The 26,421-nt window shown below is 39.9% G+C and carries 27 protein-coding genes and 1 other annotated feature (1 of these 28 only partly in view); of the genes, 9 read left to right on the top strand and 18 right to left on the bottom strand.

Annotated features, from left to right (window positions below; all coding sequences use genetic code 11):
- Positions 1–69: a binding site (T-box leader), on the top strand; it begins 158 nt to the left of the window's first position.
- 76 nt (positions 70–145) lie between these two features.
- Positions 146–3,244 carry an isoleucine--tRNA ligase gene (gene ileS, locus ACPUYX_RS07840; RefSeq protein ID WP_426379170.1) on the top strand — a complete coding sequence of 1,033 codons (3,099 nt, stop codon included), beginning with the start codon at positions 146–148 and terminating at the stop codon, positions 3,242–3,244.
- Between the two features lie 141 nt (positions 3,245–3,385).
- Here the strand turns inward: ileS and ACPUYX_RS07845 are convergent, their stop codons facing one another.
- The 4 genes from ACPUYX_RS07845 to ACPUYX_RS07860 form a co-directional block, all read right to left on the bottom strand.
- On the bottom strand, positions 3,386–3,559 hold the full coding sequence (locus tag ACPUYX_RS07845; protein ID WP_083995852.1) for a CDIF630_02480 family spore surface protein: 174 nt from the start codon (positions 3,557–3,559) through the stop codon (positions 3,386–3,388).
- Positions 3,560–3,717: 158 nt separating this feature from the next.
- Entirely contained in the window at positions 3,718–3,933 is a 216-nt protein-coding gene (tlp, locus tag ACPUYX_RS07850) for a small acid-soluble spore protein Tlp (protein ID WP_426379171.1), read from the bottom strand.
- Positions 3,934–4,122: 189 nt separating this feature from the next.
- Positions 4,123–4,998, bottom strand: coding sequence for an MBL fold metallo-hydrolase (locus ACPUYX_RS07855; RefSeq protein WP_426379172.1), 876 nt, complete (start codon positions 4,996–4,998; stop codon positions 4,123–4,125).
- 154 nt (positions 4,999–5,152) lie between these two features.
- Entirely contained in the window at positions 5,153–7,138 is a 1,986-nt protein-coding gene (locus tag ACPUYX_RS07860) for a methyl-accepting chemotaxis protein (protein WP_426379173.1), read from the bottom strand.
- Positions 7,139–7,600: 462 nt separating this feature from the next.
- On the opposite strand from ACPUYX_RS07860, the gene ACPUYX_RS07865 reads away from it, so the two are divergent.
- The gene (locus tag ACPUYX_RS07865) at positions 7,601–8,212 is read left to right on the top strand and encodes a DUF3786 domain-containing protein (RefSeq protein ID WP_426379174.1); all 612 of its coding nucleotides are present in this window, start codon (positions 7,601–7,603) and stop codon (positions 8,210–8,212) included.
- Positions 8,213–8,564: 352 nt separating this feature from the next.
- Complete coding sequence (locus tag ACPUYX_RS07870) at positions 8,565–9,230, top strand: hypothetical protein (protein ID WP_426379175.1); 666 nt, start codon at positions 8,565–8,567, stop codon at positions 9,228–9,230.
- A 61-nt stretch (positions 9,231–9,291) separates the two neighbouring features.
- On the opposite strand, the gene ACPUYX_RS07875 is transcribed toward ACPUYX_RS07870, so the two are convergent.
- Entirely contained in the window at positions 9,292–9,864 is a 573-nt protein-coding gene (locus tag ACPUYX_RS07875; protein WP_426379176.1) for a xanthine phosphoribosyltransferase, read from the bottom strand.
- A 262-nt stretch (positions 9,865–10,126) separates the two neighbouring features.
- Here ACPUYX_RS07875 and ACPUYX_RS07880 point away from each other — a divergent pair, with 262 nt between their 5' ends.
- Positions 10,127–10,312, top strand: a complete 186-nt coding sequence (locus ACPUYX_RS07880) for a DUF362 domain-containing protein (RefSeq protein WP_426379177.1) — start codon at positions 10,127–10,129, stop codon at positions 10,310–10,312.
- Between the two features lie 114 nt (positions 10,313–10,426).
- Here ACPUYX_RS07880 and ACPUYX_RS07885 read toward each other — a convergent pair whose 3' ends face one another.
- The 3 genes from ACPUYX_RS07885 to ACPUYX_RS07895 all read right to left on the bottom strand — a co-directional run bounded on the left by ACPUYX_RS07885 (position 10,427) and on the right by ACPUYX_RS07895 (position 13,497).
- Complete coding sequence (locus ACPUYX_RS07885; protein WP_426379178.1) at positions 10,427–11,590, bottom strand: iron-containing alcohol dehydrogenase; 1,164 nt, start codon at positions 11,588–11,590, stop codon at positions 10,427–10,429.
- A 157-nt stretch (positions 11,591–11,747) separates the two neighbouring features.
- The gene (locus tag ACPUYX_RS07890; RefSeq protein WP_426379179.1) at positions 11,748–12,500 is read right to left on the bottom strand and encodes an alpha/beta fold hydrolase; all 753 of its coding nucleotides are present in this window, start codon (positions 12,498–12,500) and stop codon (positions 11,748–11,750) included.
- 55 nt (positions 12,501–12,555) lie between these two features.
- A complete protein-coding gene (locus tag ACPUYX_RS07895) occupies positions 12,556–13,497 on the bottom strand; it encodes a LysR substrate-binding domain-containing protein (protein ID WP_426379180.1) in 942 nt (313 codons plus the stop codon).
- Between the two features lie 200 nt (positions 13,498–13,697).
- Here ACPUYX_RS07895 and ACPUYX_RS07900 point away from each other — a divergent pair, with 200 nt between their 5' ends.
- Both ACPUYX_RS07900 and ACPUYX_RS07905 read left to right on the top strand, forming a co-directional pair.
- Positions 13,698–14,363 carry an HD domain-containing protein gene (locus ACPUYX_RS07900; protein WP_426379181.1) on the top strand — a complete coding sequence of 222 codons (666 nt, stop codon included), beginning with the start codon at positions 13,698–13,700 and terminating at the stop codon, positions 14,361–14,363.
- Positions 14,364–14,621: 258 nt separating this feature from the next.
- The gene (locus ACPUYX_RS07905; RefSeq protein ID WP_426379182.1) at positions 14,622–15,692 is read left to right on the top strand and encodes an HD-GYP domain-containing protein; all 1,071 of its coding nucleotides are present in this window, start codon (positions 14,622–14,624) and stop codon (positions 15,690–15,692) included.
- Between the two features lie 63 nt (positions 15,693–15,755).
- On the opposite strand, the gene ACPUYX_RS07910 is transcribed toward ACPUYX_RS07905, so the two are convergent.
- Positions 15,756–16,700, bottom strand: coding sequence for a DUF4474 domain-containing protein (locus ACPUYX_RS07910; RefSeq protein WP_426379183.1), 945 nt, complete (start codon positions 16,698–16,700; stop codon positions 15,756–15,758).
- A gap of 298 nt (positions 16,701–16,998) precedes the next feature.
- On the opposite strand from ACPUYX_RS07910, the gene acs reads away from it, so the two are divergent.
- From acs to mutT, 3 genes are all read left to right on the top strand, one after another.
- Positions 16,999–19,308, top strand: coding sequence for an acetate--CoA ligase (gene acs / locus ACPUYX_RS07915; RefSeq protein ID WP_426379184.1), 2,310 nt, complete (start codon positions 16,999–17,001; stop codon positions 19,306–19,308).
- Positions 19,309–19,513: 205 nt separating this feature from the next.
- A complete protein-coding gene (locus tag ACPUYX_RS07920; RefSeq protein WP_426379185.1) occupies positions 19,514–20,551 on the top strand; it encodes a threonine aldolase family protein in 1,038 nt (345 codons plus the stop codon).
- Positions 20,552–20,578: 27 nt separating this feature from the next.
- A complete protein-coding gene (mutT, locus tag ACPUYX_RS07925) occupies positions 20,579–20,980 on the top strand; it encodes an 8-oxo-dGTP diphosphatase MutT (RefSeq protein ID WP_426379186.1) in 402 nt (133 codons plus the stop codon).
- Between the two features lie 169 nt (positions 20,981–21,149).
- Here mutT and ACPUYX_RS07930 read toward each other — a convergent pair whose 3' ends face one another.
- The 9 genes from ACPUYX_RS07930 to ACPUYX_RS07970 all read right to left on the bottom strand — a co-directional run bounded on the left by ACPUYX_RS07930 (position 21,150) and on the right by ACPUYX_RS07970 (position 26,307).
- Positions 21,150–21,353, bottom strand: coding sequence for a DUF1657 domain-containing protein (locus ACPUYX_RS07930; protein ID WP_088228179.1), 204 nt, complete (start codon positions 21,351–21,353; stop codon positions 21,150–21,152).
- A gap of 88 nt (positions 21,354–21,441) precedes the next feature.
- Positions 21,442–21,795 (bottom strand): stage V sporulation protein AE, encoded by a 354-nt coding sequence (gene spoVAE / locus ACPUYX_RS07935; protein WP_047808600.1) that lies wholly within the window; start codon positions 21,793–21,795, stop codon positions 21,442–21,444.
- Between the two features lie 13 nt (positions 21,796–21,808).
- Positions 21,809–22,813 carry a stage V sporulation protein AD gene (spoVAD, locus tag ACPUYX_RS07940; RefSeq protein WP_426379187.1) on the bottom strand — a complete coding sequence of 335 codons (1,005 nt, stop codon included), beginning with the start codon at positions 22,811–22,813 and terminating at the stop codon, positions 21,809–21,811.
- Positions 22,814–23,293: a stage V sporulation protein AC gene (gene spoVAC / locus ACPUYX_RS07945; RefSeq protein WP_426379188.1), complete on the bottom strand. Its 480-nt coding sequence runs from the start codon at positions 23,291–23,293 to the stop codon at positions 22,814–22,816.
- A gap of 11 nt (positions 23,294–23,304) precedes the next feature.
- Positions 23,305–24,162 carry a DUF421 domain-containing protein gene (locus tag ACPUYX_RS07950; protein WP_426379189.1) on the bottom strand — a complete coding sequence of 286 codons (858 nt, stop codon included), beginning with the start codon at positions 24,160–24,162 and terminating at the stop codon, positions 23,305–23,307.
- A 15-nt stretch (positions 24,163–24,177) separates the two neighbouring features.
- Positions 24,178–24,384: a DUF1657 domain-containing protein gene (locus ACPUYX_RS07955; protein ID WP_088228174.1), complete on the bottom strand. Its 207-nt coding sequence runs from the start codon at positions 24,382–24,384 to the stop codon at positions 24,178–24,180.
- Positions 24,385–24,687: 303 nt separating this feature from the next.
- Complete coding sequence (locus ACPUYX_RS07960) at positions 24,688–24,843, bottom strand: hypothetical protein (RefSeq protein ID WP_426379190.1); 156 nt, start codon at positions 24,841–24,843, stop codon at positions 24,688–24,690.
- A 175-nt stretch (positions 24,844–25,018) separates the two neighbouring features.
- Positions 25,019–25,768 carry an RNA polymerase sporulation sigma factor SigK gene (gene sigK, locus ACPUYX_RS07965; RefSeq protein ID WP_426379191.1) on the bottom strand — a complete coding sequence of 250 codons (750 nt, stop codon included), beginning with the start codon at positions 25,766–25,768 and terminating at the stop codon, positions 25,019–25,021.
- Positions 25,769–25,914: 146 nt separating this feature from the next.
- Positions 25,915–26,307 (bottom strand): DUF1573 domain-containing protein, encoded by a 393-nt coding sequence (locus ACPUYX_RS07970; RefSeq protein WP_088228172.1) that lies wholly within the window; start codon positions 26,305–26,307, stop codon positions 25,915–25,917.
- Positions 26,308–26,421: the final 114 nt, after the last annotated feature.

A 26,421-nucleotide genomic window follows, 5' to 3' on the forward strand; every position in this document is an offset into this window, starting at 1 on the left:
TGATTAACGGATTGTTTCTTGAGCAATCCATTAATAAAAAGGGTGGTACCGCGATAACTCGTCCCTAAGTCATAGACTTAGGGACTTTTGTTGTTATCGCCGTAGTATTTTGTCACAATTAACTCATTGAGAAGGGAAGATAATCATGGCTGACTTCAAACCTTTAGCGGAGCAACACGTGGCTCATAAAGAAAGCGAAATAGCTGATTTCTGGGACAAAAATGAGATACTCAATAAAAGCATTCAAATTAGAGAAGGTAAGACTCCTTTTGTCTTTTATGAAGGACCTCCTACCGCTAACGGTAAACCGGGAATTCATCACGTTATCGCCAGAACTCTTAAAGATTCCGTCTGCCGCTTAAAGTCTATGCAGGGTTATCAAGTTAAACGCAAAGCCGGATGGGATACTCATGGACTTCCTGTGGAAATCGAAGTCGAAAAACAGCTTAAGCTTTCCAATAAACAGGAAATAGAAGCTTATGGTATTGCTGCATTCAATCAAAAATGCCGGGAATCTGTATTTAGTTATGAGAAACAGTGGCGGGAAATGACCAAACGGATGGGATATTCCATTGATTTGGATCACCCTTACGTAACGTTGAATAATGACTATATCGAAAGCGTGTGGTGGATTCTAGATCAGTTCTTTAAACAAGGTTTAATCTATGAAGGGCACAAAATCCTGCCCTATTGTTCACGCTGCGGTACGGGGTTGGCTTCCCATGAAGTTGCCCAGGGATATAAGGAAATAAAGACCAATACCGTTTATGTTAAGTTCAAGAAAAAAGATGCTGAGGAATACTTTTTAGTCTGGACGACCACGCCATGGACTCTGCCTTCAAACGTGGCCCTGACGGTAAATCCCCAGGAACTATACCTGAAGGTCAGACAAAATAATGAAGTCTATTATGTTTCTAAGACGTTGTCTGCTAAAGTGCTGGGAGAAGAGTTTGAGGTTTTGGACGAAATCCTTGGCCGAGACCTTGAGCATGTAGAGTATGAACAGTTGATGCCCTTTGTAAAAACAGATAAAAAGGCCTTCTTTGTTACCTTAGGCGATTATGTAACGACGGAGGATGGGACAGGAATTGTTCATACAGCTCCAGCTTTTGGCGAAGATGATTACAACACCGGGCGAAGGTATAACCTGCCTGTGCTTCAACCGGTTGATGAAACCGGAAAATTTGTGACCACGCCCTGGGCAGGTACTTTTGTTATGGATGCCGATCTGGAGATCATCAAGTGGCTCCACGGGGAAGGGAAATTATACAAAAAGGAAAAAGTAGATCATAATTATCCCCATTGCTGGAGATGTCATACTCCGCTGCTTTATTATGCGAAACCGAGCTGGTATATTGAAGTTACCAAATTTAAGGACCAATTGGTCGAAAACAACAATCGTGTTGAATGGTATCCTGATTATGTGGGAGAAAAAAGGTTTGGCAACTGGCTGGAGAATGTTAACGATTGGGCGCTGTCCCGCAGCAGATATTGGGGCACACCGCTTAATATCTGGAGATGCCAATGTGGGCATACCACATCCATAGGCTCCCGCAAAGAGTTAATTGAGAAATCTCTGGAGCCCCTGGATGAAACGGTGGAATTACACCGGCCCTTTGTTGATGGTATCCATCTTAAATGCGAGAAATGCGGCTCAACGATGACCCGTGTTACAGATGTAATCGATTGCTGGTTTGACAGCGGGTCAATGCCTTTTGCCCAGCAACATTATCCTTTTGAAAACAGCGAGACTTTTGATCAAGTCTTTCCGGCAGATTTTATCTGTGAAGGGATTGACCAGACGAGAGGTTGGTTCTATTCGCTGCTCGTGATCTCTACCTTTGTCAAAGGAGTTGCTCCTTATAAACGAGTATTAGTTAATGATCTGATCCTGGATAAGGATGGTCATAAGATGTCCAAGTCCAAAGGAAATACTGTCAACCCCTTTGAGTTGTTTGATCAATACGGAGCCGATGCTTTACGCTGGTATTTGCTCTATGTATCTCCGGCTTGGACTCCGACAAAATTTGATATCGAAGGGCTGAAAGAGGTACAAAGTAAATTCTTCAGCACCCTCAGAAATGTTTATGCTTTCTTTTCCCTGTATGCCAATACGGATAAGCTTGATCCGAGAACGTTCTTTATTGAGTATAAAGATCGCCCAGAGCTTGATCGGTGGGTCATGTCGAAATATAACAGTCTCCTTCGAGCCGTTGAGTCAGATCTAAGTGTTTTTGATCTAACCAAAACTGTCAGAAAGATTCAGGAGTTTGTCAATGAAGATCTATCCAACTGGTATATCAGGCGTGCACGCCGGCGTTTCTGGAGTACAGAACTGACGGATGATAAGAAAGCTGTCTACAATACCACCTATGAAATTCTTGTAGGTCTGTCCAAGCTGGTGGCGCCTTTTGCACCTTATATCTCTGAAGAGCTCTTTAAGAGACTAACAGATGAACTGTCAGTTCATCTCGCGGATTATCCTGTCGTTGACGTACAGCTGATTGACAACGAGTTGGAAACAAGAATGGATTTGGTAAGAAATCTTGTAGGCCTGGGCAGAGCGGCCAGGGAACAAGTTAAAATTAAAGTTCGGCAGCCAATTCAAAAGATTTTGATCGACGGTAAATATCAACAATTAATAGACTATATGCTTCCCTTGATTCAAGAGGAATTAAATGTTAAAGAAGTTGTTTTTGCTCAGGATTTAAATCAATATATGAGCTTTAGTCTCAAACCCAATTTTAAAGTAGCAGGATCTATCTTTGGCTCGAAAATAAAATCTTTAAGCAAAGTGTTGGCAGCCTTAGACGCTTCTTCGATCGTGCCTAAATTAGAAGCGGGGGAAACTGTTTCGCTTGAGGTAGAGGGAGAAACTATAGACCTGGTTAAAGATCATGTAATTACTTCGATTTCTGCCAAAGAAGGCTTTACAATGACCGTGGAGGACAATTTATTTGTAATCCTGGATACAACGCTTACGAAAGATCTGATTAATGAAGGATATGCGAGGGAGTTTGTTTCCAAGGTACAACAATTGAGAAAAAATAATGGCTACGAAATGATGGATAGGATTAATATCTTCTTTGATGGCGATGAGGAAATAAGCGAAGCCGTTACATTGTTTGAAACCTATATTAAACGGGAAACTCTAGCCGTCACTATTGGGAAGGTTAATGATCCGAGTTTGGAAAAACAGAACCTTAATGGTCATAAGACAGGTCTGAAGTTGGAAAAACTATAATTATCACCCGATTAACAGATACTCATAAAAAACAAGAACTCCGTATCGCTTTCCAAGGGTAGAAAGTGGTACGGAGTTCATTATTAGACTATAACGTTCATGACAGATGTGTTATGGGCTCGTTACTTTCACCGGTAATACTTAAGAAAGAGAATTTGTATCCACCCATTCTTTGGCGTTGAGTACAGATTCTTCACTGGGGATTGGAACATTCGATTCAGGTTTAACATTTTCTATATGTCCCCGCCAGGCAGCTGTATCGTGTCTTTCAATAGGGTTAGCGATAAACTTTTCCTTGGACTTATTTTCAGCCATTTCAATTACCTCCTTTAAAATTCAGGCTTAGTATTCCCAAATTTTTAATCTATAGTTTCTTATTATCAAGGTCATAAGAACCAATCTTACTAAATAAAGAATGGCAGTCCTATTCTTGGAAGAGATAGACTGTCATTCTTATTAAATGCACCAAGGTATTATTTCTGAGACTCGTCTTTTTTTTCCGAAATAAAGGCATTAATACTCTCTTTGCGTCGCTCATTTTTGGATTCAATCTCTTGTTTCTCATTTGCTGATAGTTCTTCGGCATGTTCATTAAGATATTCTTCAGCATCATGCAATTTTGCTAGAGTATGGTTAATGTGCTCTTGCAAATGGACATCGTTATCGGCACGATTATCTGGTTTGGCCACCCTGATTCCCTCCCGCTCGAATTAGAATTTCTTTTTATGATTTGCCTAATATCTTCAATTTATACTGGAACGCTTCAAAACAATTTTAATCCAATCGTTAGACTCCCTCTTCTATAAGTGGGAGTGGGTCTCCCCCGTACTCTTCTTCGGTGGGGGTAGAGTCCCCCACCGAAGTCTCTATGTTCAGCTTTAGCTGAACGAGTTCACTTCTAACTCTTGCAGATAATCTTTAAGTGTCCGTTTGAAATCGGCAGATTTTATGGTTCCTAAATCTGAAAAATGGGCTTTGTATGATGCATAATCGAACTCTTTGCCTAACTTTTCTCGAATCATTGGTTCATACTTCAGGAGTAAGCGATTATTTAAGTTGTATTGATGGACTTCTATCGCTGGGCCAATCATTTCATTTGAGATGGATTGGCCCTGTTGAATCATTCGAATATAAAAGAGATTGCGTTCAATTAGATCATCTCCTATAATGCCGGAATGGGCCGAAATCTTAATTTTGGCAGGCAAGCTTTTAATAAATTCCAATGTTTTAATAAAGGCATCAAGATCATAATAGTCGAGATAGGGAATAGGGAATTCAACAAGATCTCCGACAAATAAGACAGAATCTCTCTGATCAAAACATAGTGAGGAGTCTAAAGTATGTCCTGGGGCATAGATAAAATTAATATTTTCATCGGCTAAAGAAAGATTTTCACTGAATGTTAGGGTTGGATACTTTAGTTTGATTACCCCCTGATGGAATTTCCTTAATCTATTTAATTCAAAATCTCCGATCTCCTGCATCCGTTTTTTTGCTGTGTCATGAGCAATGATAATGGCATCTTCGAAAGCACAATTTCCCCAGATATGATCCCAATCTGAATGAGAATTAAAAATAAGGAGATCTTTGGGTGTTAATTGAGAAGTGAGATATTCCTTGACGACATTCATTGATAGAGGCCCTAAATGAGTATCACACAAAACATAGTGATGATTTCCCTTAATTAAATATATAGAAATATCGTCTTCGAAGGTAAAAATAATGCCTCGCTTGCCGATCTCGCGCATAATCATACGGTTTATCAACTCCAGATAAATTGTTGTCATCAATTATATCGTTTTGTAACTGCTTTGTGAACTCGTCATTTAGATGGAATGGAAAGAATAACAAGGTGCTTTGCCATTGAGAGCAAAGCACCTTGTTTAAATTAAAGGGATATTTGGTTGACTAGTTATTGACTTTAAATTTCAGAATTTCTTCGGTAAGCTGTTTGGCGACTTTATCCAGTGCCTCTGCGGTTTCAGCAACATGCTCAACAGCGTTTGATGTTTGCTGCATTGAAGCCGTAACTTCTTCAGAGGCTGCCGCTGTTTGTTCGGAAACAGCAGATATGTTTTGTAAAACTTCAACGACTTTAGCATTGTTAGTTGAAGCTTCATTCATATGATCTGTATTTTGTTGGATAATTTCATGAATCGTCTCAATTGCTTTGGAGATATCTGAAAATGACGAATCGACTTTGGTTACAGCAGACATCTGGGCAGCAGTTTGCGTTTGAACCTCCTGCATAACCCCGACAGTATGCTGACTTTCATTTTGAATGTCTAAAACAATTTGGCGGATGCCATTTGCCGAATCTGAGGATTGTTCTGCAAGTTTTCGTATTTCTTCGGCTACTACAGAAAAGCCTCTGCCCGCTTCTCCGGCACGTGCAGCTTCGATCGAGGCGTTAAGTGCCAGGAGGTTTGTCTGTTCAGAGATCGTCGTAATGGCTTGGAGAATGGTACTGATAGCTTGCACTTTATTATTGAGGAGAGAAATAACACGTTCGATTTTGTCGATAGAATCTTTATTGGCTTGAGATGTTGTTGTAAGCTCGTTAACCGAATCGATACCTCTTTGATTAGCTTGAGCGGCCTCTTGGGAGGCTTCTATCATATTATTGCTGCTCATTTCTAATGATTGGAAATTATTGGAGACATGTTCCACAAACAGAGATCCCTGTTCTGCCTGAGTTGCTTGATCTGAGGCGCCGGTGGCAATCTGGCTTACGGTTGTTGATACTTCTTCCGCAGATTTGCTCGTTTGAATAGCAGTATTTGCTAAATCATGGGCCGATGTACTGACGTTCAGGGAGAGATTTTGAATGTTTTTCATCAGAGCTCCAAGTTCTTCAACCATTCCGTTAAGAGTTGCAGCTAAAATTCCTGTTTCATCTTTTGAGGTCAGTTTACAACGTACGGTAAAGTCCCCATTTCCGATTTTTTGGGCATCCTCAACTAATAGATTTAAAGCTTTGGTAACAGTTTTAGCAAAAAGAATTCCAATAATGATAGCCAAAATAGCTAAAAGTATTGAAGCAATGGCAGTATGGTGGAGGATTTGGGAGGTCGAGGCTTGAACTTCAGTGTAACTCATAACTCCTACGAATTTCCAACCTGTTTTGTTAAAGGTAGCAAAGCTTCCGAAATACCGATTGCCACTTACTTTAAAGTCTGCTACTCCGGAAGCACTGTTTGCCAAACCAATCTTGAGTTCAGGGATCGAAAGATCTTTTCCTAATTGAGTCTTGTCAGGATCCACCATGATTTTATTATTTTTGTCCAGCATAATTAAATAACCTTGCTGACCGATTTTCATCTGTGAGATAATTTGAGTGAGTGAGTTCAAGGAAATATCAATGCTCATAATTCCAAGAAGATTATTTGTTTGTGGATTGTAAACAGGTTTGGCAACAGTAATGATCAGCTGGTTAGTTCCTGCATCGACATAGGGATCAGTCCAAACAATCCCCTTTGCCTTCACAGCTTGAGTGTACCAGGGACGTGTTGTCGGATCATAACCATTCGGGAGTTGAGTTGACGGGTAAAGAATCATACGTTTGTCCGCAGTACCAAAATAAACATTTAAGACGTCGTTGTTGGATTGTTTGTAGGCCTTAAAAACGGCTAAGGCCTGAGATCCGTTGCTCCCTGGTGTTATTCCCATAACGCTGGGGTCATTGCTTAAGCGGTTGACGTCTTGCTCAATCCCCTTCATAAACATGTTCGTTGTTTCTTCGACTTTAGTGACTGATTGAGACGTGGAGGTTTTAAGCTCTGAAGCAAGAACTGAATTAGCATTCTCATAACTATAGAAACCTAAAATTGAAGTTGGCACTAGGGATAAGATCAGAATTAAGACAACTAATTTTCGTTGCATTGACCTTTTCATGGTTTGCCTCCAATTATTCTATATATTCATTCGTCAAATCGCAAAGCAATATAAGGTTGTATTTTTAGAAATATAAAGGTATATGTTATATATGAATAAGAATAAAATTATTCCTGTTATGAAATTGAATCTGTTTCCCTAATAATTACCTTATTTTTGAATTAATTCTTTATTTTCCAATATATTTGTCCCCTTTGCAAGTTTTTCCTTATATTTCTTGCGTATTTTATTTTATTTTAGCTTGTTTCACTAAATTAGAATAGTACTTTTGTCATGAATACAATGCAAATATCATAAGTTTATGTTTATTTAAACATGGTGCTGAGATGAATCATCGCCCTCAAATTATTGCCGAACACTCAATCTTGATTCGTTCTTGTTGGGGTTAAGGATAACGAATGTAGGGGAGGTTCAAGTCTTAATACCAGTAGTAAAAAAATTCTACTTTGAGGAGGGGTCAAATTGGAAACCAATTATCGAGTTGCCTATGACAAGTATTGGAATGACATAAAGAAGATGCTTCCTGAGGAGGTTTCCGCCTATCGTGCTGTAACATTTAACAGCGTCAACCATCAATTTGAACTGAGCTTTTTTGGTTCGACCTATGTTTTAGACTGTCCCAGTGAAAGGATTTGTCGTAAAGGAGACAAGTATGTTCCCGATATTATAGGATCAATAATTATGTTGAATTATTTAGCCTATGCAGGGCCATTTAGAAAAAAAGAAAACAGGTGGGTTAGCCTTAAAGAAATTGCTAATGGCGGAGCATTGTTTTATCCAGCATTTCATAAGAACTCGATTATTCCCCTTATCAAGGCATTTGGCCAGCGATCTCCGAAGTTGTTAGGAAGTGCTGCCACCATGAATGGAAAACCCACAAACTTAGGTGACGCAGCCGTGATTTTTCAAGCCTTTCCCGAGATTCCTATGTGTGTAATCGTTTGGGAAGGGGACGATGAAGTTCAGGCCAACGCCACAATTCTATTCGATCCTTCTGTTGAAGATTTTTTGCATATTGAGAGTATCATTGGACTTGGTAGTTATCTCTCCGAAAAACTAGTAAAGCAAAAATAATTTACACCGATGCAAGGTATGGGAACCAGTGGCTGTTACAAAATGCATAAGCGCTCTTCATTAAACAAAACTCTGCATAAATAGCCTTTAAATCATCCGCTTATAGGCAGGGCTTTATTTATAAAAAACGTATCAATATTCATTATGCAACGGCCCCTCTTTCTATTAGATCAAACATGGAAATATATACTATTTAACCAAATTGTGGTATCATATTAAAAATAGGTTACAACATAAAATTTGATAAAAACTGCAGCTAAAGAACACTCTTTGGTTGAAAATCAGCCTGTTTACCTGAGAAGCTGGTCTTTTTAATGAATATGTATATATGTCCAAATTGTTAGGAGAAGTTATGAAAAAAAAGCTTTTGATAATCTCTGGGGTTATGATCGTATTAATAGCCTTTGGAGGAGTATGGGGATACAATAAATATTTCAGACCCAACCCTGTAATTCAAAAACAACTGCAAAATCAGTTTGGGACTAATTTCTTTAACATTGCCCTTCCCAAAGAGTTAACGGGTTCAAATGCAGCTGATAATGGCAAAACGGATAGTGATCAGGCCAGACAGAGTGATACAAGGGAAGAAAATTCTCAGTCACATACGGCAGCTGAGCAAGATAAAAAATCACTAACCTCAACGTTTGCGAGTGCAGCCACGAGCGCCAAAGGGGTTACTCAAGATGAGATTATTAAAAAGTATACGCCGCAGTTTAGTTATCTGCAAAATCTTGCCTTGAGCCGCTTAAACGCTTTGTACGCAGCAGCTGTGCAAGAGTATAAACAAGGTGAAAAATCTGGGACATTAAATCGCTCTGCGCTTGCTGAAAAATATATTCAGGCCGGGAACATGCTTGAGGCTAGTGTGGACAATCAATTCTACCGAACTCTAGATGCCATGCAGGCCGAACTAATTGCCAATCATCTTTCAACCGATATTATTAATGCTGAAAAAAGTGAATATGAAAAAGCTAAATCTGCTGAACGATTTCAGTTATTATCCAAAGCTCAAAAATAGAAAGAGGCCACTCACATAGGAGTGGTCTCTTTCTATTGGCAGGGTTTATCTGAGCTATTTATCACTTAAAGATAACTTGTCCATTTTCGATTGAGTCGATGATGGCCAAAGATTCTAATTGAATACCCTTTTCGAGGATGCGTTTTCGGCCTTCTTGAAATGTTTTTTCAATAACGACTCCTGCTCCGGCAATTTCCACATCACTCTGGGACAGCAAGTTAATCAATCCGATAAGTGCACTTCCACTGGCTAAAAAATCATCAATAATTAATACCTTGTCATTAGGAGTTAAGAACTCCTTTGATATCTTTATCGTATATTCCTGTTCTTTGGTATAGGAATAAATTTTTGCTTCGTAAACATCTTGCGTCATGTTAATACCGGCATGTTTTTTAGCAAATACAACGGGTACAAAGTTAAAGTATTGAGCAACAATACTTGCAATAGCAATACCAGAGGTTTCAATGGTAACTATTTTTGTAACCTCTTTATTTGCAAATCTGTGTTTGAATTCCTTACCTATTTCATTGAATAACGAAATATCTAACTGGTGATTTAAAAAGTTATCAACCTTAATAATGCGATTTTCAATGATTTTAGCGTCGTTTCTGATTTTATCTTTTAAAAGCTGCATAATGACAATACTCCCTCCTCCCATGAAAATCTCTTTGTAAGTTTACGAAAATATAATAATAACAAGAATAACTTGATTGCCTCAAAAAATCAAATAAAGTTTTTTTCCAGTGAATTATATTATTAAACATCGAATTGAGGCAGCTGGAATTGAGACCAGCCTCTTGACAGGATACTATGATTCAAGTACACTTATACCTGCTAGGGGTATACCGTAGAAGGATATAACCGTTGCTATTATTTATTGCAAGGAAGGTGCTTTCATGAATGTATCCATTAACAAAGATAGATGTCCTCAAAATCATCCTTGCCCTTCAATAAGGGTCTGTCCGGTGGGGGCGATTGAACAAATTGGTTTTAATGCTCCAATGATTGATCAGGATAAATGTATCAGGTGTAAAAAATGTGTGAAATATTGTCCGATGGGAGCTTTTCAAGTAAGCGAGTGAACTTAAGGTATGGGAACCACTCCCACTGGAAGAAGTGGGAACGAAACAAAATGGAAACCCCTTACGAATAAGGGATTTCCAAACTAGTTATACTTTATAAAGGTTAAAGTGGGCTTATAAAGCGGACTTTAGGATTTGGAGGACGTCCTGACTATTAATGGGGCGGAATTCACCTAAAGTCCCATTTTTTGTGGCGGCGTTGGCCATGAGTTCAAGCTTTTCGTCATCAATATTGACTGATCTTAGTGTTGTGGGAAGTCCTAAGGTGACAAAGAATTCTTTCGTTTTGGAGATGGCTGTTCTCGCTATAGTATAATTATCTTCATTAGGGTTTAAGCCCCAAACGTTGATACCGTAGTTCTTAAAGACTTCAACGGTACTATCTTCTAAGACATGTTCCATCCAATGCGGTGTGATAATGGCAAGTCCCACCCCATGAGTGATATCATAATAAGCGCTCAGCTCGTGTTCGATAGGATGACAGCTCCATTTTCGCATTTTCCCGTAAGACAGAAGCCCATTGATAGCTAAACTGGAGGCCCACATCAAGTTAGCCCGAGCTTCATAATTATCGGGTTCCTCGAGAGCAATGGGACCATAATGAATACAAGTTTTCAAGATAGCTTCAGCTAATCGGTTCTGTAAATATGCACTTTTTATATTGCTGAAATATGCTTCGAAAACATGACTCATAATGTCGGCAATGCCTGCAGCAGTTTGACTTTTGGGGACAGAATAGGTGTAAGTTGGGTCAAGGATTGAGAATTTAGGCGCCATTAGGGGATGTCCCATTCCAAGTTTTTGATTTGTCTCAGGATTACTGATGACTGCGATAGGGTCCATTTCGGAGCCTGTCGCAGCTAGAGTTAAAATTGTACCGATGGGCAGGGCATTCTCAAAATGTCCCTTACCAATCATCAAATCCCAAGGATCGTCGGAATAATAATAACCTGCGGCAACGAGTTTCGCGCAATCAATGGTACTTCCTCCTCCAATAGCTAAGACGAAATCGATTTGATGGTTATGGCAAAGGTCAACTCCGCGGCGAACACTCTCAATCTTTGGATTCGGATCGACTCCGGAAAGTTCCCAAAAGGGGATGTTAGTTTCCCTTAATAGCTTTATTGCCTGATCGTATAATCCGATTTTTTTAATACTTCCTCCGCCGTAGATAAGAAGCACCCGTGAACCAAATTCCAAAATTTGTTCTGGTAGTTTCTGAATTTGGTCTTTGCCAAAGAAAATTTTAGTGGGGATTGAGTAATCAAAGTTTAGCAATGTTTAGACCCCTTTCTTATTTCTGCAGAAACAACACTCTGGATTAGCTGATTCTGTGACATATAAGTTTTTGCGAAAATGAGATTCTAATATGCTTGGGTTTAGTTTGTTTTGAGCTAAAATAGAGAAACTGAGATATTAAGATTTGAGAAAGCTGTTATTTCCCTATGGATTTCTCAGTCGCTTTCTCAATAAATTCTTCGATTTGTGGAATGATGAAGCCGCTCTTGTACAAAGAAAACCAATGATCGGCTTTAGGAATTGTTGCAAATTCAATTAATGGGGATAATTTCGAGCTTTCTTTTACTTTTCCATAAATAGGATCATTTTCTCCGGCCAGCATCAGGCATGGTACTGAGATAGTTTTTAAGAGCTCAGTGTTATTAGTTCTTGGTTCTTCCACTGCCGCTAGCAACGCCATTCTATCATTTAATAAAAACCGTCGTTTATGCTCTTCAGAGACATTGTGGTTCGGGACCCAATGTTCAAGGTTTACGACAGAGTCACGTAAAGAAATCATATCATTTTCGTAAGGGTGGATGGCATCCAGAATAAAAGATTTAAAGCGCGATGGGAACCACTTCATTAATCCAAAAGAAATCCAGCCTCCCATTGAATATCCGAAGTAATGACATTTGTCAATTTTCTCAGCATCAAGTACCTTAATTACATCCTGGGCCCGTAGATATAAAGAATATTGCTCTGAATGATGAGGTTTATCGCTCTTGCCATGCCCTCTAGCATCAATTACTATTAATTGAAAGGTTTTCTTAAGCCTTTCAACATAACCATAGTCATACCAATCCTCTATACCGCCAAAAAAGCCATGCTGAAGAACCAGGCACTCTCCCTGGGGTGTTCCCTCAATTTCATAATTGATTCTTATATCATTGTTAAGAGTAAACGGCATAATTCTCCTCCTGTAACCAGTAAATAATAATGCTGCGTATTCTGGCAAAATTTATTTATAGATCAATTCCCTTTTTTGTTAATTTTCTCCATGATGTAATAAGATCTTGACCGAGGAGCTGTTCTGTGAACGCTTCCGTTACTTCATTTGTCTCTTGATTTTGATTCTTTGGTTCTATTAAGTAAAAGGAACGAGTAAGTCGTTTTCCTTTAATTCTAAGAGACTTTAATTCTTTAGCATTTAATTCTTTCCGTACGATCCAGCGCGAGACAAGGGCAATGCCTAAACCGGCAATAACAGCTTGTTTAACTGCTTGACCACTTCCAAAAACATAACTTTTTCTGACGTTTATACCCCATTCTTTAATAAGTTTGTCGCTAAAAGCGCGGGTTCCCGAACCGCTTTCCCGGAGTATCCATACTTGATCCTGGAGATGCTCAGAGGTGGCAATAGGAAGTTTGGCTAAGGGATGTTGGTTGGGAACGACTAGGATAATTTCATCCTCCATAATAGAATGGATTTGAATGTCCGTATGATTGACTTCTCCCTCCACAAGAGCAACGTCTAATTGATTCCTTCGAACTGCTTGAATAATTTCTTCCGTATTGGCGATGGAAGTTTCAATTTCTACCCCTGGATAGTGGGCGGCGAATTCAGTGACGGCAAAAGGTAAAATGTATTCACCAATGGTATAACTTCCCCCAACTCTCAGGCTGCCTGTAACCATGTTGGTCAAATTTTTAATTTCTTCTTGCGCCTTATCCTGTAAACTAATAATTTGTTTGGCATATTTATAATAAATCTCACCAGCCAGCGTAAGTTCCAGATGGTTGGAGGAGTCGGAAGAATTGATAAAAAGTTTTGTCTCAAGTTCCTGCTCTAAACATTCAATTTGTGCATTTACGCCGGTATTGGAAAGATAAAGTTCTTCAGCAGTGTGAGAGAATTTCTTGAGTTCAACTACGGTAACGAAAGTTTTTATGGGATCGTTGATCATAGTTTACACCTCTATCAATTGAATTCTGAATTAGATTCTAATTATAATACTTCTTTTTCTAGCATTTAACAATGTCATAGTAGTTACATTTTACTCTGAAGTGCAACGGAAGGCTATGGCTGTGGTATTAAGTATATACAGAGTAGATTCCAGGAATTCGGGTAACTATAAAGTAAACTATTTATGATGGAGAAAAAACCATGCAAATGTTTATTGAATTTGAGAACCATTTGTTAAATGACCGTAAACCTTCCAACTATTTTAATGAATTAAGCAGAACAGGGATATTTTCTCAGGAATACCCTTATACAATGCTCGGTGACTTAATGAGTACGCCTCAATCACCAAAACATCATCCCGAAGGGAGTGTTTGGAACCATACAATGATGGTTCTGGACAATGCAGCGGAAAGAAAAGATCTAAGCCAAAATCCAAAGGCATTTATGTGGGCAGCATTGCTCCACGATTTAGGCAAAGCCCCTGCTACCAAGTTTAAAAAAGGGCGGATTACTTCTTATGACCATGATAAATTGGGAGAGAGTCTTTCGGCAAAATTTCTTCAGGAGCTCACAAATGATAGGGATTTTATAAGCCGGGTTTCCAAATTGGTACGTTGGCATATGCAAATTCTATTCGTGACCAAGAAATTGCCGTTTGCCGATATAGGAAAGATGTCGTCAGAGGTTTCTATCCATGAGATCGCTCTTTTAGGGTTATGTGATCGTTTAGGAAGAGGTAATATGACCCCTGATAAAAAATTAGAAGAGGAAAAAAGTATTATAGCATTTTTAGAGAACTGCAGTAACTATTTAAATCCGGGAATTCATGCTGATAATTTTCAGGATTTTATTAATAAAATTGATTGAATTGGGGCAAACCTCTTGGAAAAGTAGACCTTCTAAATGTCGATTCGCAAAATCTTCACGTAAATTTTTACATATCTAAGCTTAAACCTATGGTAAAATGTATAAAGATTGTATTGAGGTGATCAAAAATGATCATAGGTTTTGGCTTTGGAGATCCAATTTGGAGTTTTCTCATGCTTGTATTCACTTCGCTGATTAGTTATAGTTTGTATCGGGGCTTGCGAAATTTAGGACGTGGGAAAGAAGAGAGGAAACAACGTGAGAGAAGTAAGTGTTGAACGTCTTAATGATGGTGATGTTCTGGCAAAGGAAATTTACACTTCTTATGGCAAAATATTGCTTGGAAAAGGTGTCGTGCTAAAAAAGCCCTACATTGATCGCTTAAAAGATATGGGGATTTATAGCATATATATCGAAGATGAATTAACAAATGATGTTATCATAGAGGATGTTATTTCTGATCAACACCGCTTCGATGCTTTGAAAGCAATCGAGAGCTCCTGTAAAACGATTCAAAGTGATAAAAATAAAGACAAAGATAAAGAAATAGATATCAAAGAATCTGTAAGTAATATCGTACAGGATATTCTCTTTCAAAAGGATATCATGATTAGCCTAATGGATATGCGTAGTTTGGATAATCGAGTGTACTTCCATTCTGTCAATGTTTGTGTGTTGGCTACTGTCTTGGGCAAAGGGCTCGGTCTACCGGTGGAGAAGCTCAATGATCTTGCTCAAGGTGCTCTTCTCCACGATGTGGGAATTACCACTTTGCCGAAAGAAATTATTAATAAACGCGGTCCCCTGACAAAGGAAGAGCAAGAGATATACCAGACTCATACAATTCAAGGGTATGAACTTATCCGTAAAAGGCCTGAAAGCAGCATTATAACCGCCCATATGGCTTATCAACATCATGAATGGACAAATGGTAAAGGTTATCCTCGTCAGCTGAAAGGCACCTCAATTCATCCCTTGGCGGAAATTATTGCCGTTGCCGATTTCTATGATTGTCTGATTCATGGTTCTCCCGGTATTCCACGGGTATTGCCCCATGTGGCTTGTGAAATAGTGATGGCTAACGCCGGTGTTCGTTTTCGCCATGAATTGATAAATGTTTTCTTAAGGCATATAGCAGCCTACCCGACCGGATACACGGTGAAGCTTAACAATGGAGAAACCGGAGTCATTGTAGGACAAAATAAAGGCTTGCCAACTCGTCCTATCGTGCGTGTTTTTGAAGGAAAGGTTAACCTGAAGCAAGTGCGGGTTGTTGAACGCGATCTTGTTGAAGAGCGAACATTATTTGTGGAGTACATTATCGAATAACAAAGGAAGGCCTTGACTGAGTTCAAGGCCTTCCTTTGTTATTCGTTTGGGTGTTTTGGTCGGCTAGAGTAAAACAATATTATAAAAAACGGTACCGATAATGATTACCAATAAGGCTATTGCTGCTGTTAAACCACTTTGAAACAAATTATATAAGGGTTTTGATCTCCCCATTCGGAGGATTCTTTTGTAAAGTTCTGGCTCTAATTCTTCAAGAACCTTCAATTTTTCCGGTACTGTATTCGAATCACCTGTGATATCCTCGAATTCATTGCATAATTGCTCATTTTTCCACTGAATAATCCACTCAAGGACTTTGTTTCGGGTAATCGGCTGGGGGGTATGAGGTACGTCAAAATTGAAACTCACGGTTGTTCCGAAATGAGTAAATTCCTCATCGGAGTAACCGGCATTTCTCAGCCCATCAATAAAGGCATCACGCATAATTGTGTTATCTAAAGTAATATTGATGGCCATAGATAATTCCGAGGGTTGAGAGAATTCGCCCAGTTTGAAACCTGTTAACCACCAGTGACGGTCTTTTCTGGTAAAAAGCACGTTCCCGTTCTTCCTTAACGTAAAGGACATTTGCAAGAGTTCATTGTCGTCAGCACTTTTATAATAAGAACCCAGCATATAACTCAGGGGATTGCGATTCGGAGTCCTTTTATAGACCCCAATTTCTGCTCCGGAAACTAAATCATACTGACCTTTCCAAAAGCCGATCATCCATTGTTTGCCGTTATAGTCAAAGAAAATAGGTTCGCAGTCAATGATCATTCCCATGGGTGCAGCTGCCACATCGAAAAAATGACAATAGCCGATCTTCCTTTGCCAGGGGTCCATATTGGAATAAAAAATATCCTGGTTAGGATCATAAGAATAACCGGAAATCTCTATTATTTCATCAAGTGTTTTATTCCCTGTCTCATCAGGAAGAGATGCTAATTTGTCGTAGCTTCCCCCTGAAAAAATTCCGCTGTTAAATAGCGTTAACTGTTCGGGCATAATGATATTCCCCCTTTTATATCATAGTACGGGCTTAGGGGATCAGAGTTGCAAGAAATTATATGTTTTTTTTGTAAGTTGGTTGAATCAATGCAGGAATTTGTTAATTTCTTTTCTTTTTTTCACCTCTTTCTTGTTGACCTTGACTAGAAAGAAGTGAAGTTAGATTGAGACGAGTGAACGTAGTTTGTAAGAAAATAACGATAAGTGCTTATTATTAAGCCATAAACTAAATATTCTTAACATTCTAAATAATATAGTGTATTATATACAAATAAACGATAGGAGGAATATAGTTATGGAAGAGAAACGCCGTGAGGGATTATTGGAGGAAAAACGGTTGTTTTTCCCTCCTTTAGAGTTCCGTTCAAAGGCCGTTATTCAAAATTCGGAAGTTCATGAACTTGCCCATGATCGGGAGAAGTTTTGGAGCGAACAAGGGAACAGGCTGGACTGGTTTCAACCTTGGAACAAAGTTTTAGAATGGAACCCTCCTTTTGCCAAGTGGTATGTCGGCGGAAAAATAAATGCGGCTTATAATTGCCTGGACCGGCATTTAGAGGGTGCGCGCAGAAATAAAGCGGCCTTGATATTCGAAGGGGAATTGGGTGACCGGAGAGTTTTAACGTATCAAGATCTTCAGCGTGAGGTATCTCAGTTTGCTAACGTTCTAAAGTCATTTGGGGTAGAAAAGGGCGACCGTGTGACAATTTATATGCCGATGATACCTGAGGCTGTCATTGCGATGCTCTCTTGTGCCCGAATCGGCGCTGCCCATTGTGTCGTTTTTGGGGGCTTTAGTTCTGATGCTTTAAAAGATAGAATTCTTGATGCTCAGGCAAAAGTGGTCGTTACCTCAGATGGAAGCTATCGTCGTGGAAATATTATACCTTTAAAAGAAAATGTGGATCAAGCGTTACGTGGTATTAATTGCGTGGAAAAAGTTGTAGTTATTCAGCGGACGGGACACCCTGTGGACATGAAAGCTGAAAGAGACTTGTGGTATCATGAAGTCATCAGGAATATGCCTTATGTTTGTCCAGCACAACCCATGGAAGCCGATGATATGCTTTTTATTCTCTATACCAGTGGAACGACCGGTAAGCCTAAAGGGGTGGTTCATACAGTCGGCGGTTATATGGTAGGTGTATCGACAACTCACGAATGGGTATTTGATATTAAGGAAGAAGATGTTTATTGGTGTACCGCTGATATCGGCTGGATAACAGGGCATAGCTATTTGGTTTATGGCCCTTTGTCAAATGGTGCAACAGTAGTAATGTACGAAGGAGCACCTGATTACCCTGAGAAAGACCGTTATTGGGAAATCATTGAAAAATACAGAGTAAGCATTTTATATACGGCACCAACTGCGATTCGTACCTTTATGAAATGGGGGGAAAACTATCCTGCGGGCAGGGATCTCTCAAGCCTGCGGCTTTTAGGGTCGGTAGGAGAACCGATTAATCCTGAAGCTTGGATGTGGTATTACAAACATATTGGGGGAGAGCGCTGCCCAATAGTTGATACCTGGTGGCAGACAGAAACCGGTATGATTATGATGACACCTGTCCCTGGGATTACTCCTTTAAAGCCGGGGTCGTGCACAACCCCCTTTCCGGGTGTTCGTGTTCAAATAGTCGATCCCTCAGGTAATCCGGTTCCTAAAGGCGAGGGCGGGTATTTAGTAGTTTGTGAGCCATGGCCGGCAATGCTGAAAACAGTCTATGGTAATGATAAACGTTATGTAGATACCTATTGGAGCGATATTCCAGGTGTTTATTTCACCGGGGATGAAGCAAAGTGGGATGAAGATGGATATTTCTGGATAATTGGGCGTGCCGATGACGTTATTAATGTTTCAGGGCATAGAATCGGAACAGCTGAAGTAGAAAGTGCTTTGGTTGATCACCCATCAGTTGCTGAAGCTGCTTGTGTAGGCAAAACTCACGAAATTAAAGGTCAATCAGTATTTGCCTTTGTCAGTATCAAAGAGGGAATTGAGATAGGAGATCAACTTATTAATGAACTTAAATCTCATGTTGTGCTGAAAATTGGTTCGTTAGCTCGACCGGATGATATTTTTTTGACAGCTGAATTACCCAAGACCCGAAGCGGAAAGATCATGAGACGGCTTCTTAAAGATATTGCTGAGGGTCGAACCATGGGTGATACAACGACTCTGGCTGATGCTACGGTCATTAATTTCCTTAAAAAGAATATCGATGCCCAAAAGATTCGCGATGCTCGTAAGGCTGCAATGAGATTAGGAAATAGAATTTTGATTCCTGATACAGCTATCTTTAACCATTGCCAAGAAGAGTCCTATGATGGGTATAGTTATACCGTATGGTTTTCAACTCCTGCCAAAGATGGCTCACTTCATCCAGTTACCAACTTTTATTGTTTTAAGTGGATAGGACGATTAAACCTCCCGGCGGAAGTGGCACTGGCAATCTCCAACATTATGATCAATAATACTAGCGCCTGCGATGCAATATTTGGTAACGGGGAACCGGATTTTAGCAATGCACTTATCAATGAGGGGAATATTAAGGATGACTTATCTGAAGAAGGGCAAATTTGCTTCTGTGGCTCAGCGGGTTAAGAAGGTGTAGCTAAGCATTCCTAAAATCCCTTAATAATGAAGTCTGTTTTTTGCGATGCGAAGAACGGGCTTCATTGTTTTTCAACCAGCCGTTGAATTCGTTTGCTTAGAGGGTTAAGATATTAAATATCCTGCAGGTATATACTAGCAATAATTACGATGTTAAGCCCATACCTTCCAAAGAATATATAAAGGAGTCTTAGCAATGTACAGTTTTAAAAACGACTATAGTGAAGGTGCTCATCCAAGATTATTAAAAGCTTTGGGTGAAACAAATTTTGAACAGGTTGAAGGCTACGGGGAAGATCTCTATTCACAAAAAGCGGTTCAATTGTTAAAGCAAACAATAGGGAGAGATGACATTGACATTCACCTGCTTTCGGGGGGGACACAAACAAACCTTACCGCCATTTCAGCCTTCTTAAGACCTCATGAAGCAATCATTGCGGCCAACACCGGACACATATTGGTTCACGAAACGGGAGCCATTGAAGCAACGGGACATAAAATCATTTCCGTTGAAGTAGGGGATGGAAAACTAAATCCTTTGCATATCAAAGGTGCTCTTGATTTACATACAGATGAACATATGGTAAAACCAAAATTGGTTTATATTTCAAATCCAACAGAAATTGGTTCGATCTATACAAAGAAGGAACTTGAAGAGATCAGTGGCTGTTGTCACGACAATAATCTATTTCTATATATGGATGGAGCAAGACTGGGCTCAGCCCTGTGTTCGGATGAAAATGATCTGGAGCTCTCCGTCTTGGCAGATCTCGTAGATGCTTTTTATATCGGCGGAACTAAAAATGGCGCACTTTTAGGAGAAGCTCTTGTAATTTGTCGCGAATCACTTAAGGAAGATTTTAGATTCCATATGAAGCAGAAAGGAGCTATGCTTGCTAAAGGTAAGATCCTGGGTATTCAATTTCTTGAGCTTTTCCGAGATGATTTATACTTTGATATGGCCAGACATGCTAATAAAATGGCCGGTTTGCTTCGGGATGAAATAACGAAAGCCGGCTTTAACGTTTTGGTACATTCACCTTCGAATCAAATTTTTCCTATCTTTCCGGATATAATAATCTCTGAATTACAAAAGAACTACGCGTTTTATGTTTGGTCAAAGGTTGACATCAATCATTCGGCGGTTCGTCTCGTTACTTCTTGGGCAACCAAAGAAGAAGAAGTGTTAGCTTTTATCAAGGATTTAAATGCTGCGCTGCAAGTTTTGCCCTAATCAGACGGATAGGAAGGTGAAACCAGGATGAAGACTACGGTAGAAGTAGGCGCTGCTATCATTATCAGTGATAAGAACATTTTGATCGCTCAACGGGCATTGGGTGAGAATTTAGAGGGAAAATGGGAGTTCCCAGGGGGGAAGATTGAACCCGGCGAAACTCCGCAAGATTGTTTAAAACGTGAAATCCGGGAAGAATTTGAGGTAGAGATCAAAGTCCTGGATTTTTTCGGAGAAAGTATTTATGATTATCCTCAGGGCACTATCAAACTGCTTGCGTTCAGGTGCCAATGGCTTTCGGGTATTTTTACGCTAAATGTCCATAGCCAGATTGCCTGGGTTAGGTATGACGAATTAGACAACTATGATTTTGCTCCGGCAGATATCCCTTTGGCAGAAAAGCTAAAGTCACAGATTGTAAAAGCATAACGCGGTGTTGCTTTTGGATACTGTCTATGACCATTGAAGATTATATGAGTGCAGTCTCAAAGAAAATTAATTTTTGGGCATTGAATATTATCCGTTTATAAATAAACCCTGCATATCAGTGGAGGATTTAAACCACTATTATGCAGGGTCTTGTTTAATGAATACACGACTATTGTTTATATTGAGGTTCTTGTTGTTGGATGTATTGCTCTCTGCCTTTTAAAACGTTAAGAGCAGAATCAAAGGTTTGGGCAAGTTGTTCAAAGGTCTTTTTTGCTTCCTGGTCCTGGGTTTCTAAAGCAAATGTTTTCATGGTTGCTGCGGCGCTTTGAACTGTAGCAATTGCTTGTGTCATTTGTGTTCCAACGGTCATTTCTCAATCACCTCCTTATAAAATATCGAAAGGCTGAATAACTAAGGTCCAACGGAGTTTTAGACAAAAATCTTAGATACTTTAGTTCTTATCCTTTAGGCCTAAAAATAAGTGCTCCCATGAAGCCAAAGATGATCGCTGCCGATATTCCTGCACTCGTGACTTCAAAAATGCCCGTAAGGACTCCGATGGGACCTACTCCCGCATATTCATTCAAGGCTCCTTTGACCAGGGAATTTCCAAAACTGCTGATAGGAATAGATGCTCCGGCACCGGCAAATTTAATCAGAGGATCGTAAAGACCCAGCCCTCCAAGTATTGCTCCAACTACAACTAAAGCACATGTTGTATGAGCAGGGGTTAGTTTAAGCCCATCTAATAAGAGTTGTCCGATGACACAAATGCCTCCGCCGATCAAAAAAGCCCAGAGAAATTTTTCCATTGTACCGCGCTCCTTATAGTTCAATACTTACCGCGTGAGCAACACAAGGAATACTTTCCTTTTGCTGAAAGGACATAGGGGATAATAAGGCTCCTGTAGCAACAACCAAAAGCTTCTTCAAGTCTCCTTTTCTCATTCGCTTTAAGAAATGCCCAAAGGTTGTTGTTGCCGCACAGGCACATCCGCTTCCTCCTGCTAAAACGACAGGCTGGTCTTCTTTATAGATTAGAATTCCGCAGTCTGTAAAAATTTCTTTCGGTATTTCTAAACCGTGTTTTTTTAATAAGTCCCCGGCGATCCTATGTCCTACTCTGCCCAGGTCACCTGTAGCGATGACATCATAATAGGATGGTTCTCTGTTTAAGTCTCTAAAGTGAGCTTCAATTGTATCTACTGCTGCCGGTGCCATGGCAGCCCCCATATTAAAGGGGTCGGACAATCCCATATCGATAACTCTGCCAATGGTTGCTGACGTAACTTTTGGGCCTTCTCCTTGATCGGATACCAAGGCCGCTCCGGCCCCTGTAACGGTCCATTGTGCTGTAGGAGGCTTTTGAGCCCCGTATTCTGTGGGGTATCGGTATTGTTTTTCTGAGGCAGCATTATGGCTCGAAGTACAAACAAGAACATGTTTGGCAAATTTGCTGTCGATAAGCTGAGAGGCAAGGGCTAAGCCCTCCATTGAGGTAGAGCAGGCGCCATAAAGCCCGAGAAAAGGAATTCCGAGAGTGCGCGCAGCAAAACTGCTGGGAACTGTTTGATTGATTAAGTCTCCGCTTAGTAAAAACTGAACGTCTTCCTTTTTTAGCGCTGCTTTTTTGATTGCCAATTCAGCAGCCTGTTCCTGCAGTTTTCGCTCAGCCTTTTCAAAGCTGTCTTGCCCCAGCCATATATCTTCGTGAAGAAGATCGAAATCGTCAGCTAATGATCCGCGGGCTTCATGAGGCCCGCCGACAGCAGCTGAAGCAATTATGGTGGGTTTCGAATCAAAAATCCATGACTGATGACCATACAACATTTACATCACACCCAATGCTCTTAACGTTATGACGACTAATGAGACTACAAAGGCGGAAAAAACACCATAGACAATAACAGGACCAGCGAGTTTAAACATATTGCCGCCTACTCCAAGAACAAACCCCTCACTTCGGTGTTCAATAGAAGCCGAAGCGATGGTATTGGCAAAACCGGTCACGGGAATTATGGTGCCGGCTCCTGCCCATTGAGCGATATGATCAAAAACGCCAAAACCGGTAAGTAAGACTGTGATTATAATGATAACTGCCCCAGTGGGATTTCCGGCATTCTCTTGGGAAAAATGATAATAGGTTATAAAAAACATTTGTATCCCCTGAGCAATGACGCAAATCAGACCTCCTACGAAGAAAGCCCTTACGCAGTTAAGAAAAATAGGCCTCTTAGGCTCTCTGTCTTGGGCGAATTTCTGATACTCCTGTTGAGTGGGAGATAATTTTTTCTTCTTTTTATCGGACATGGTAACACCTCTTAATGTAATAAGTAAGGACGTAATTTATTAATAAGATGATCAAGCTTTTGAGAATTGCGGAGATACATACCTTTAGCGCTTTTGTTTTCCGTTTGCAAAGAAAAGGCTAAGAGGTCTGCCTGAATTTTTTCCAGGTTGGCATAGAGTAATTCCCTAACTTTAGGCTGGGGAATTTCAACAGCATCGTTGAAGAGGTCAAGGAATAATTCACCGGAGGAATCAACCTGGCAAATAAATACGTTCTCAAGAGCCACTCCCATTTTGTCAAGTTCAGTTTTTAGCCAGTCCTGATTAAGTCCCAGGGAGGAAAGGGGCTCGGCAAGAATATTTCCGTCCATAATAACGGTTTGAGGTTCAGCTTGCGGGGACACCTTCTGTCCGACATCATGGGCGGTAATGGGCTTCTTGTCTGCTTTTAAATAAGCATTAATTTCACCGTTAGATTCCATGACAGCGAATTCAACATCAGTGAGGTTGAAAATATTTTTTGACCGCAGTTCGGCCAACAGGTCCTCTCCTGTCATGCGGACTTGAAGAAGATTTTCTTCCATAATTTTTCCGTGTTTAATTAAAACAGTTTCCCTTCCGTTAATAAACTGGTGAATTACCTGACTCTTGATACCCAGAAAATCGAGAGCCAGAGGAAGAACAACCCAGGTTATTAAAACGACAAATCCCGAGCTCAGGTTTATAAGGTTTAAGGACATTAATGTTACTACAACGGCTATAATGATATAGGATAGAAAATTAAAAGGTTTTACTTTAGTAATGTTCCGTTTGCCAATGAGCCGCATAGATAACCAAGCTATACAAAATAACGCGAGGGATTTTAAAATTAAATAAAGAGTTTCCTGCATACCGTACCCGCCTTTTTAATTGCCTTTGTATTGTGGCTCTTCAAATTCAAGAACCTTGATTCGATCTTCCAAATCTTTAATGATCACATTGGTAATTTCTAAGGAATTATTATAAACGGACTGAGCGTTTTCATCCTTTGCTTGAACGTTATAGGTTCTTAATGTTCCTTGAACTCCTTTTAAGGTTGCTAAGGTTTGCTTTACCTGAGAAGCAACCGTCATAATTATCACCTCCCGAGAGTTATTATCTCTCTTGGCTATTTTTTAATGCCTTAACAAAACTGGAAAGTGAAGGCAGTTCGTATAAAAATCAAATTAGAGTGACAAGACCAATGAACAAGAAGTAATTACTGTTGGAAATTGTGTGATAACTTTGTGAATTAATCAAATGACTAAAGGTTTTGTGGAATTCTTGTCGAATATAGGAGCATAGATACTTGAGCCCTTGTCCAAACTATAAGGATAAAAAAACAAGGCTGAAGCTGAAGCTGGCCTTGATTTAGGTTATTGGTTATGGTTTATAGCTTAAACTATTTCCAAATCATCCGGACTTTTGTCTTTTGTTGGGTTTAGGGTGTCTCTCTCTTTTTCGTTGGTATTAGAGGGTGAGTTTTTAGAATTTTGCATAGAGGTGGGGTTATTAGTCCTTTGCTGGGACACTTTATTCCAATTTTGATTCAATTTATAGTTCCTCCTTTTTGGAATTTGTGTGTTTGACAGCTTATAGCCAAATGATTTTAACCTAATATAGGTAAGTATGGTTCTAGATTGATCCAATTATGTAAGTAACGGTAAAATCTTTTTCAAGTTTTACCGTTACTTAAAGTAACCAATAACCGTTAGTGATTCAGATAAACTAGGGGAGGCTGTCTTTCATTTCCAGAGTTAAGGTCTGAATAGCCCTCTTTTCAATTCGCGATACGTAAGAACGGGATATCCCGAGAATATCGGCTATTTCTTGTTGTGAATGTTCGTTCTCTTCCAATAAGCCAAATCTTAAATGAAGAACTTGACGGTCAAGAGGCGGGAGTTTTTTAACATTTTCCAGTAATAGACGCTGATCTTCTTCGTCAGCGATTAGTTCAGGTATGGGGGTAGTATCGGCTGAAAGGCTTTCTAAAATACTCAATTCGCCATCACCGGTATCTTGACCAATGGGTGTATAGATGGACATTTCGCCGCGGCGCTTTTTTAAGATGCGAAAGTGCATCAGGATTTCGTTATTAATGCAGCGGGCTGCATAGGTGCTTAACTTTGCCCCTTTTTTTAGATTAAAAGTATTAATCGCTTTAACTAAGCCAACAATACCGATGGAAAACAAATCCTCGGTTCTTTCTTCAGGACCTTCATATTTTTTAACAACATGAGCGACTAAACGTAAATTGTGCTCGATCAATTTATTGCGAGCAGTTTCAATGTTCCTGCTGAGAGCGGTGTCTTCAGGAGAAGGGTTTGCGCGACTTGTTTCTAATAATTGTAGGTAGTGTAATTCTTCGTCTTTGTTAAGAGGATGTGGGAATGCGTTATTGTTAACATAGGAAACGAGCAGACTGGCGCCTTTTAGGACAGAGAGGGCAAAACTGACTAGAAGAGCCTGTAGAAACATCCGTTTCACTCCTTTCACATCAAGTTATCCTATGTGAAAGGAACAAAACTTGTGATTTAAAGAGTCAGGCAGCATTATTTTTTGTTTAGTGTTTAGAAGCAAAATATAAAAGCTCCTGCTAAGCAGGAGCTTAATGAATGCTGTTTTTAGGTTAGATTAAAAATGGTAAGGGTTTGTAATTTCTTGCATTCCAGGTTGAGGACATCCGACAGGGAAATGTTCAAAGCATTAGCTAAGGCAGCTATGTAAAAGAGTTGTTTGCCCATTTCCGCCTCTATAATGTCTCTGCAGTTATCGCAGAGATCCCCTTCGAGTTGGCTGTCTAAGAGGTCTTTTAAATCGGCAAGGCTTGCATCGGGGGGGATTGACTTCTTGTGCGCATTCACTGAATGACAACCGCAATTGGTTACCGATTTGACAACGGCCCTGTTAACGCGTGCTGAAGTTTCTTGGCCTTTGGACAGGATGTCCAAAATACTTTGGTGTCGGATTAACAGAGACTTCACGATATTTTGGAATTGGTCAGTGAGTTGTTCCACCGAGTATCCTCACTCCTTTCTGCCATTTCTATTATAACGAGATGGTTAGGTCGTTGTCAATTTTCGGGAGCGTAAGAGAACAAAAAGGGAAATTGACAGGCTTAAGACTTGTGT

The organism is Desulfosporosinus sp. SYSU MS00001 (assembly GCF_049943955.1).
GTDB lineage: Bacteria > Bacillota > Desulfitobacteriia > Desulfitobacteriales > Desulfitobacteriaceae > Desulfosporosinus.

Excerpts from the sequence above, each read along its gene's own strand:
- ACPUYX_RS07870 (WP_426379175.1), top strand. The coding sequence starts at position 8,565 with ATGAAAAAAAAGCTTTTGATAATCTCTGGGGTTATGATCGTATTAATA.
- ACPUYX_RS07875 (WP_426379176.1), bottom strand. The coding sequence starts at position 9,864 with ATGCAGCTTTTAAAAGATAAAATCAGAAACGACGCTAAAATCATTGAA.
- mutT (WP_426379186.1), top strand. The coding sequence starts at position 20,579 with ATGAAGACTACGGTAGAAGTAGGCGCTGCTATCATTATCAGTGATAAG.
- ACPUYX_RS07855 (WP_426379172.1), bottom strand. The coding sequence starts at position 4,998 with ATGATTATGCGCGAGATCGGCAAGCGAGGCATTATTTTTACCTTCGAA.
- ACPUYX_RS07845 (WP_083995852.1), bottom strand. The coding sequence starts at position 3,559 with ATGGCTGAAAATAAGTCCAAGGAAAAGTTTATCGCTAACCCTATTGAA.
- ACPUYX_RS07955 (WP_088228174.1), bottom strand. The coding sequence starts at position 24,384 with ATGACGGTTGCTTCTCAGGTAAAGCAAACCTTAGCAACCTTAAAAGGA.
- spoVAD (WP_426379187.1), bottom strand. The coding sequence starts at position 22,813 with ATGTTGTATGGTCATCAGTCATGGATTTTTGATTCGAAACCCACCATA.
- ACPUYX_RS07890 (WP_426379179.1), bottom strand. The coding sequence starts at position 12,500 with ATGCCGTTTACTCTTAACAATGATATAAGAATCAATTATGAAATTGAG.
- spoVAC (WP_426379188.1), bottom strand. The coding sequence starts at position 23,293 with ATGTCCGATAAAAAGAAGAAAAAATTATCTCCCACTCAACAGGAGTAT.
- ACPUYX_RS07895 (WP_426379180.1), bottom strand. The coding sequence starts at position 13,497 with ATGATCAACGATCCCATAAAAACTTTCGTTACCGTAGTTGAACTCAAG.
- spoVAE (WP_047808600.1), bottom strand. The coding sequence starts at position 21,795 with ATGGAAAAATTTCTCTGGGCTTTTTTGATCGGCGGAGGCATTTGTGTC.
- ACPUYX_RS07900 (WP_426379181.1), top strand. The coding sequence starts at position 13,698 with ATGCAAATGTTTATTGAATTTGAGAACCATTTGTTAAATGACCGTAAA.
- ileS (WP_426379170.1), top strand. The coding sequence starts at position 146 with ATGGCTGACTTCAAACCTTTAGCGGAGCAACACGTGGCTCATAAAGAA.
- ACPUYX_RS07880 (WP_426379177.1), top strand. The coding sequence starts at position 10,127 with ATGAATGTATCCATTAACAAAGATAGATGTCCTCAAAATCATCCTTGC.
- ACPUYX_RS07910 (WP_426379183.1), bottom strand. The coding sequence starts at position 16,700 with ATGCCCGAACAGTTAACGCTATTTAACAGCGGAATTTTTTCAGGGGGA.
- sigK (WP_426379191.1), bottom strand. The coding sequence starts at position 25,768 with ATGTTTCTACAGGCTCTTCTAGTCAGTTTTGCCCTCTCTGTCCTAAAA.
- acs (WP_426379184.1), top strand. The coding sequence starts at position 16,999 with ATGGAAGAGAAACGCCGTGAGGGATTATTGGAGGAAAAACGGTTGTTT.
- ACPUYX_RS07920 (WP_426379185.1), top strand. The coding sequence starts at position 19,514 with ATGTACAGTTTTAAAAACGACTATAGTGAAGGTGCTCATCCAAGATTA.
- ACPUYX_RS07930 (WP_088228179.1), bottom strand. The coding sequence starts at position 21,353 with ATGACCGTTGGAACACAAATGACACAAGCAATTGCTACAGTTCAAAGC.
- ACPUYX_RS07950 (WP_426379189.1), bottom strand. The coding sequence starts at position 24,162 with ATGCAGGAAACTCTTTATTTAATTTTAAAATCCCTCGCGTTATTTTGT.
- ACPUYX_RS07860 (WP_426379173.1), bottom strand. The coding sequence starts at position 7,138 with ATGAAAAGGTCAATGCAACGAAAATTAGTTGTCTTAATTCTGATCTTA.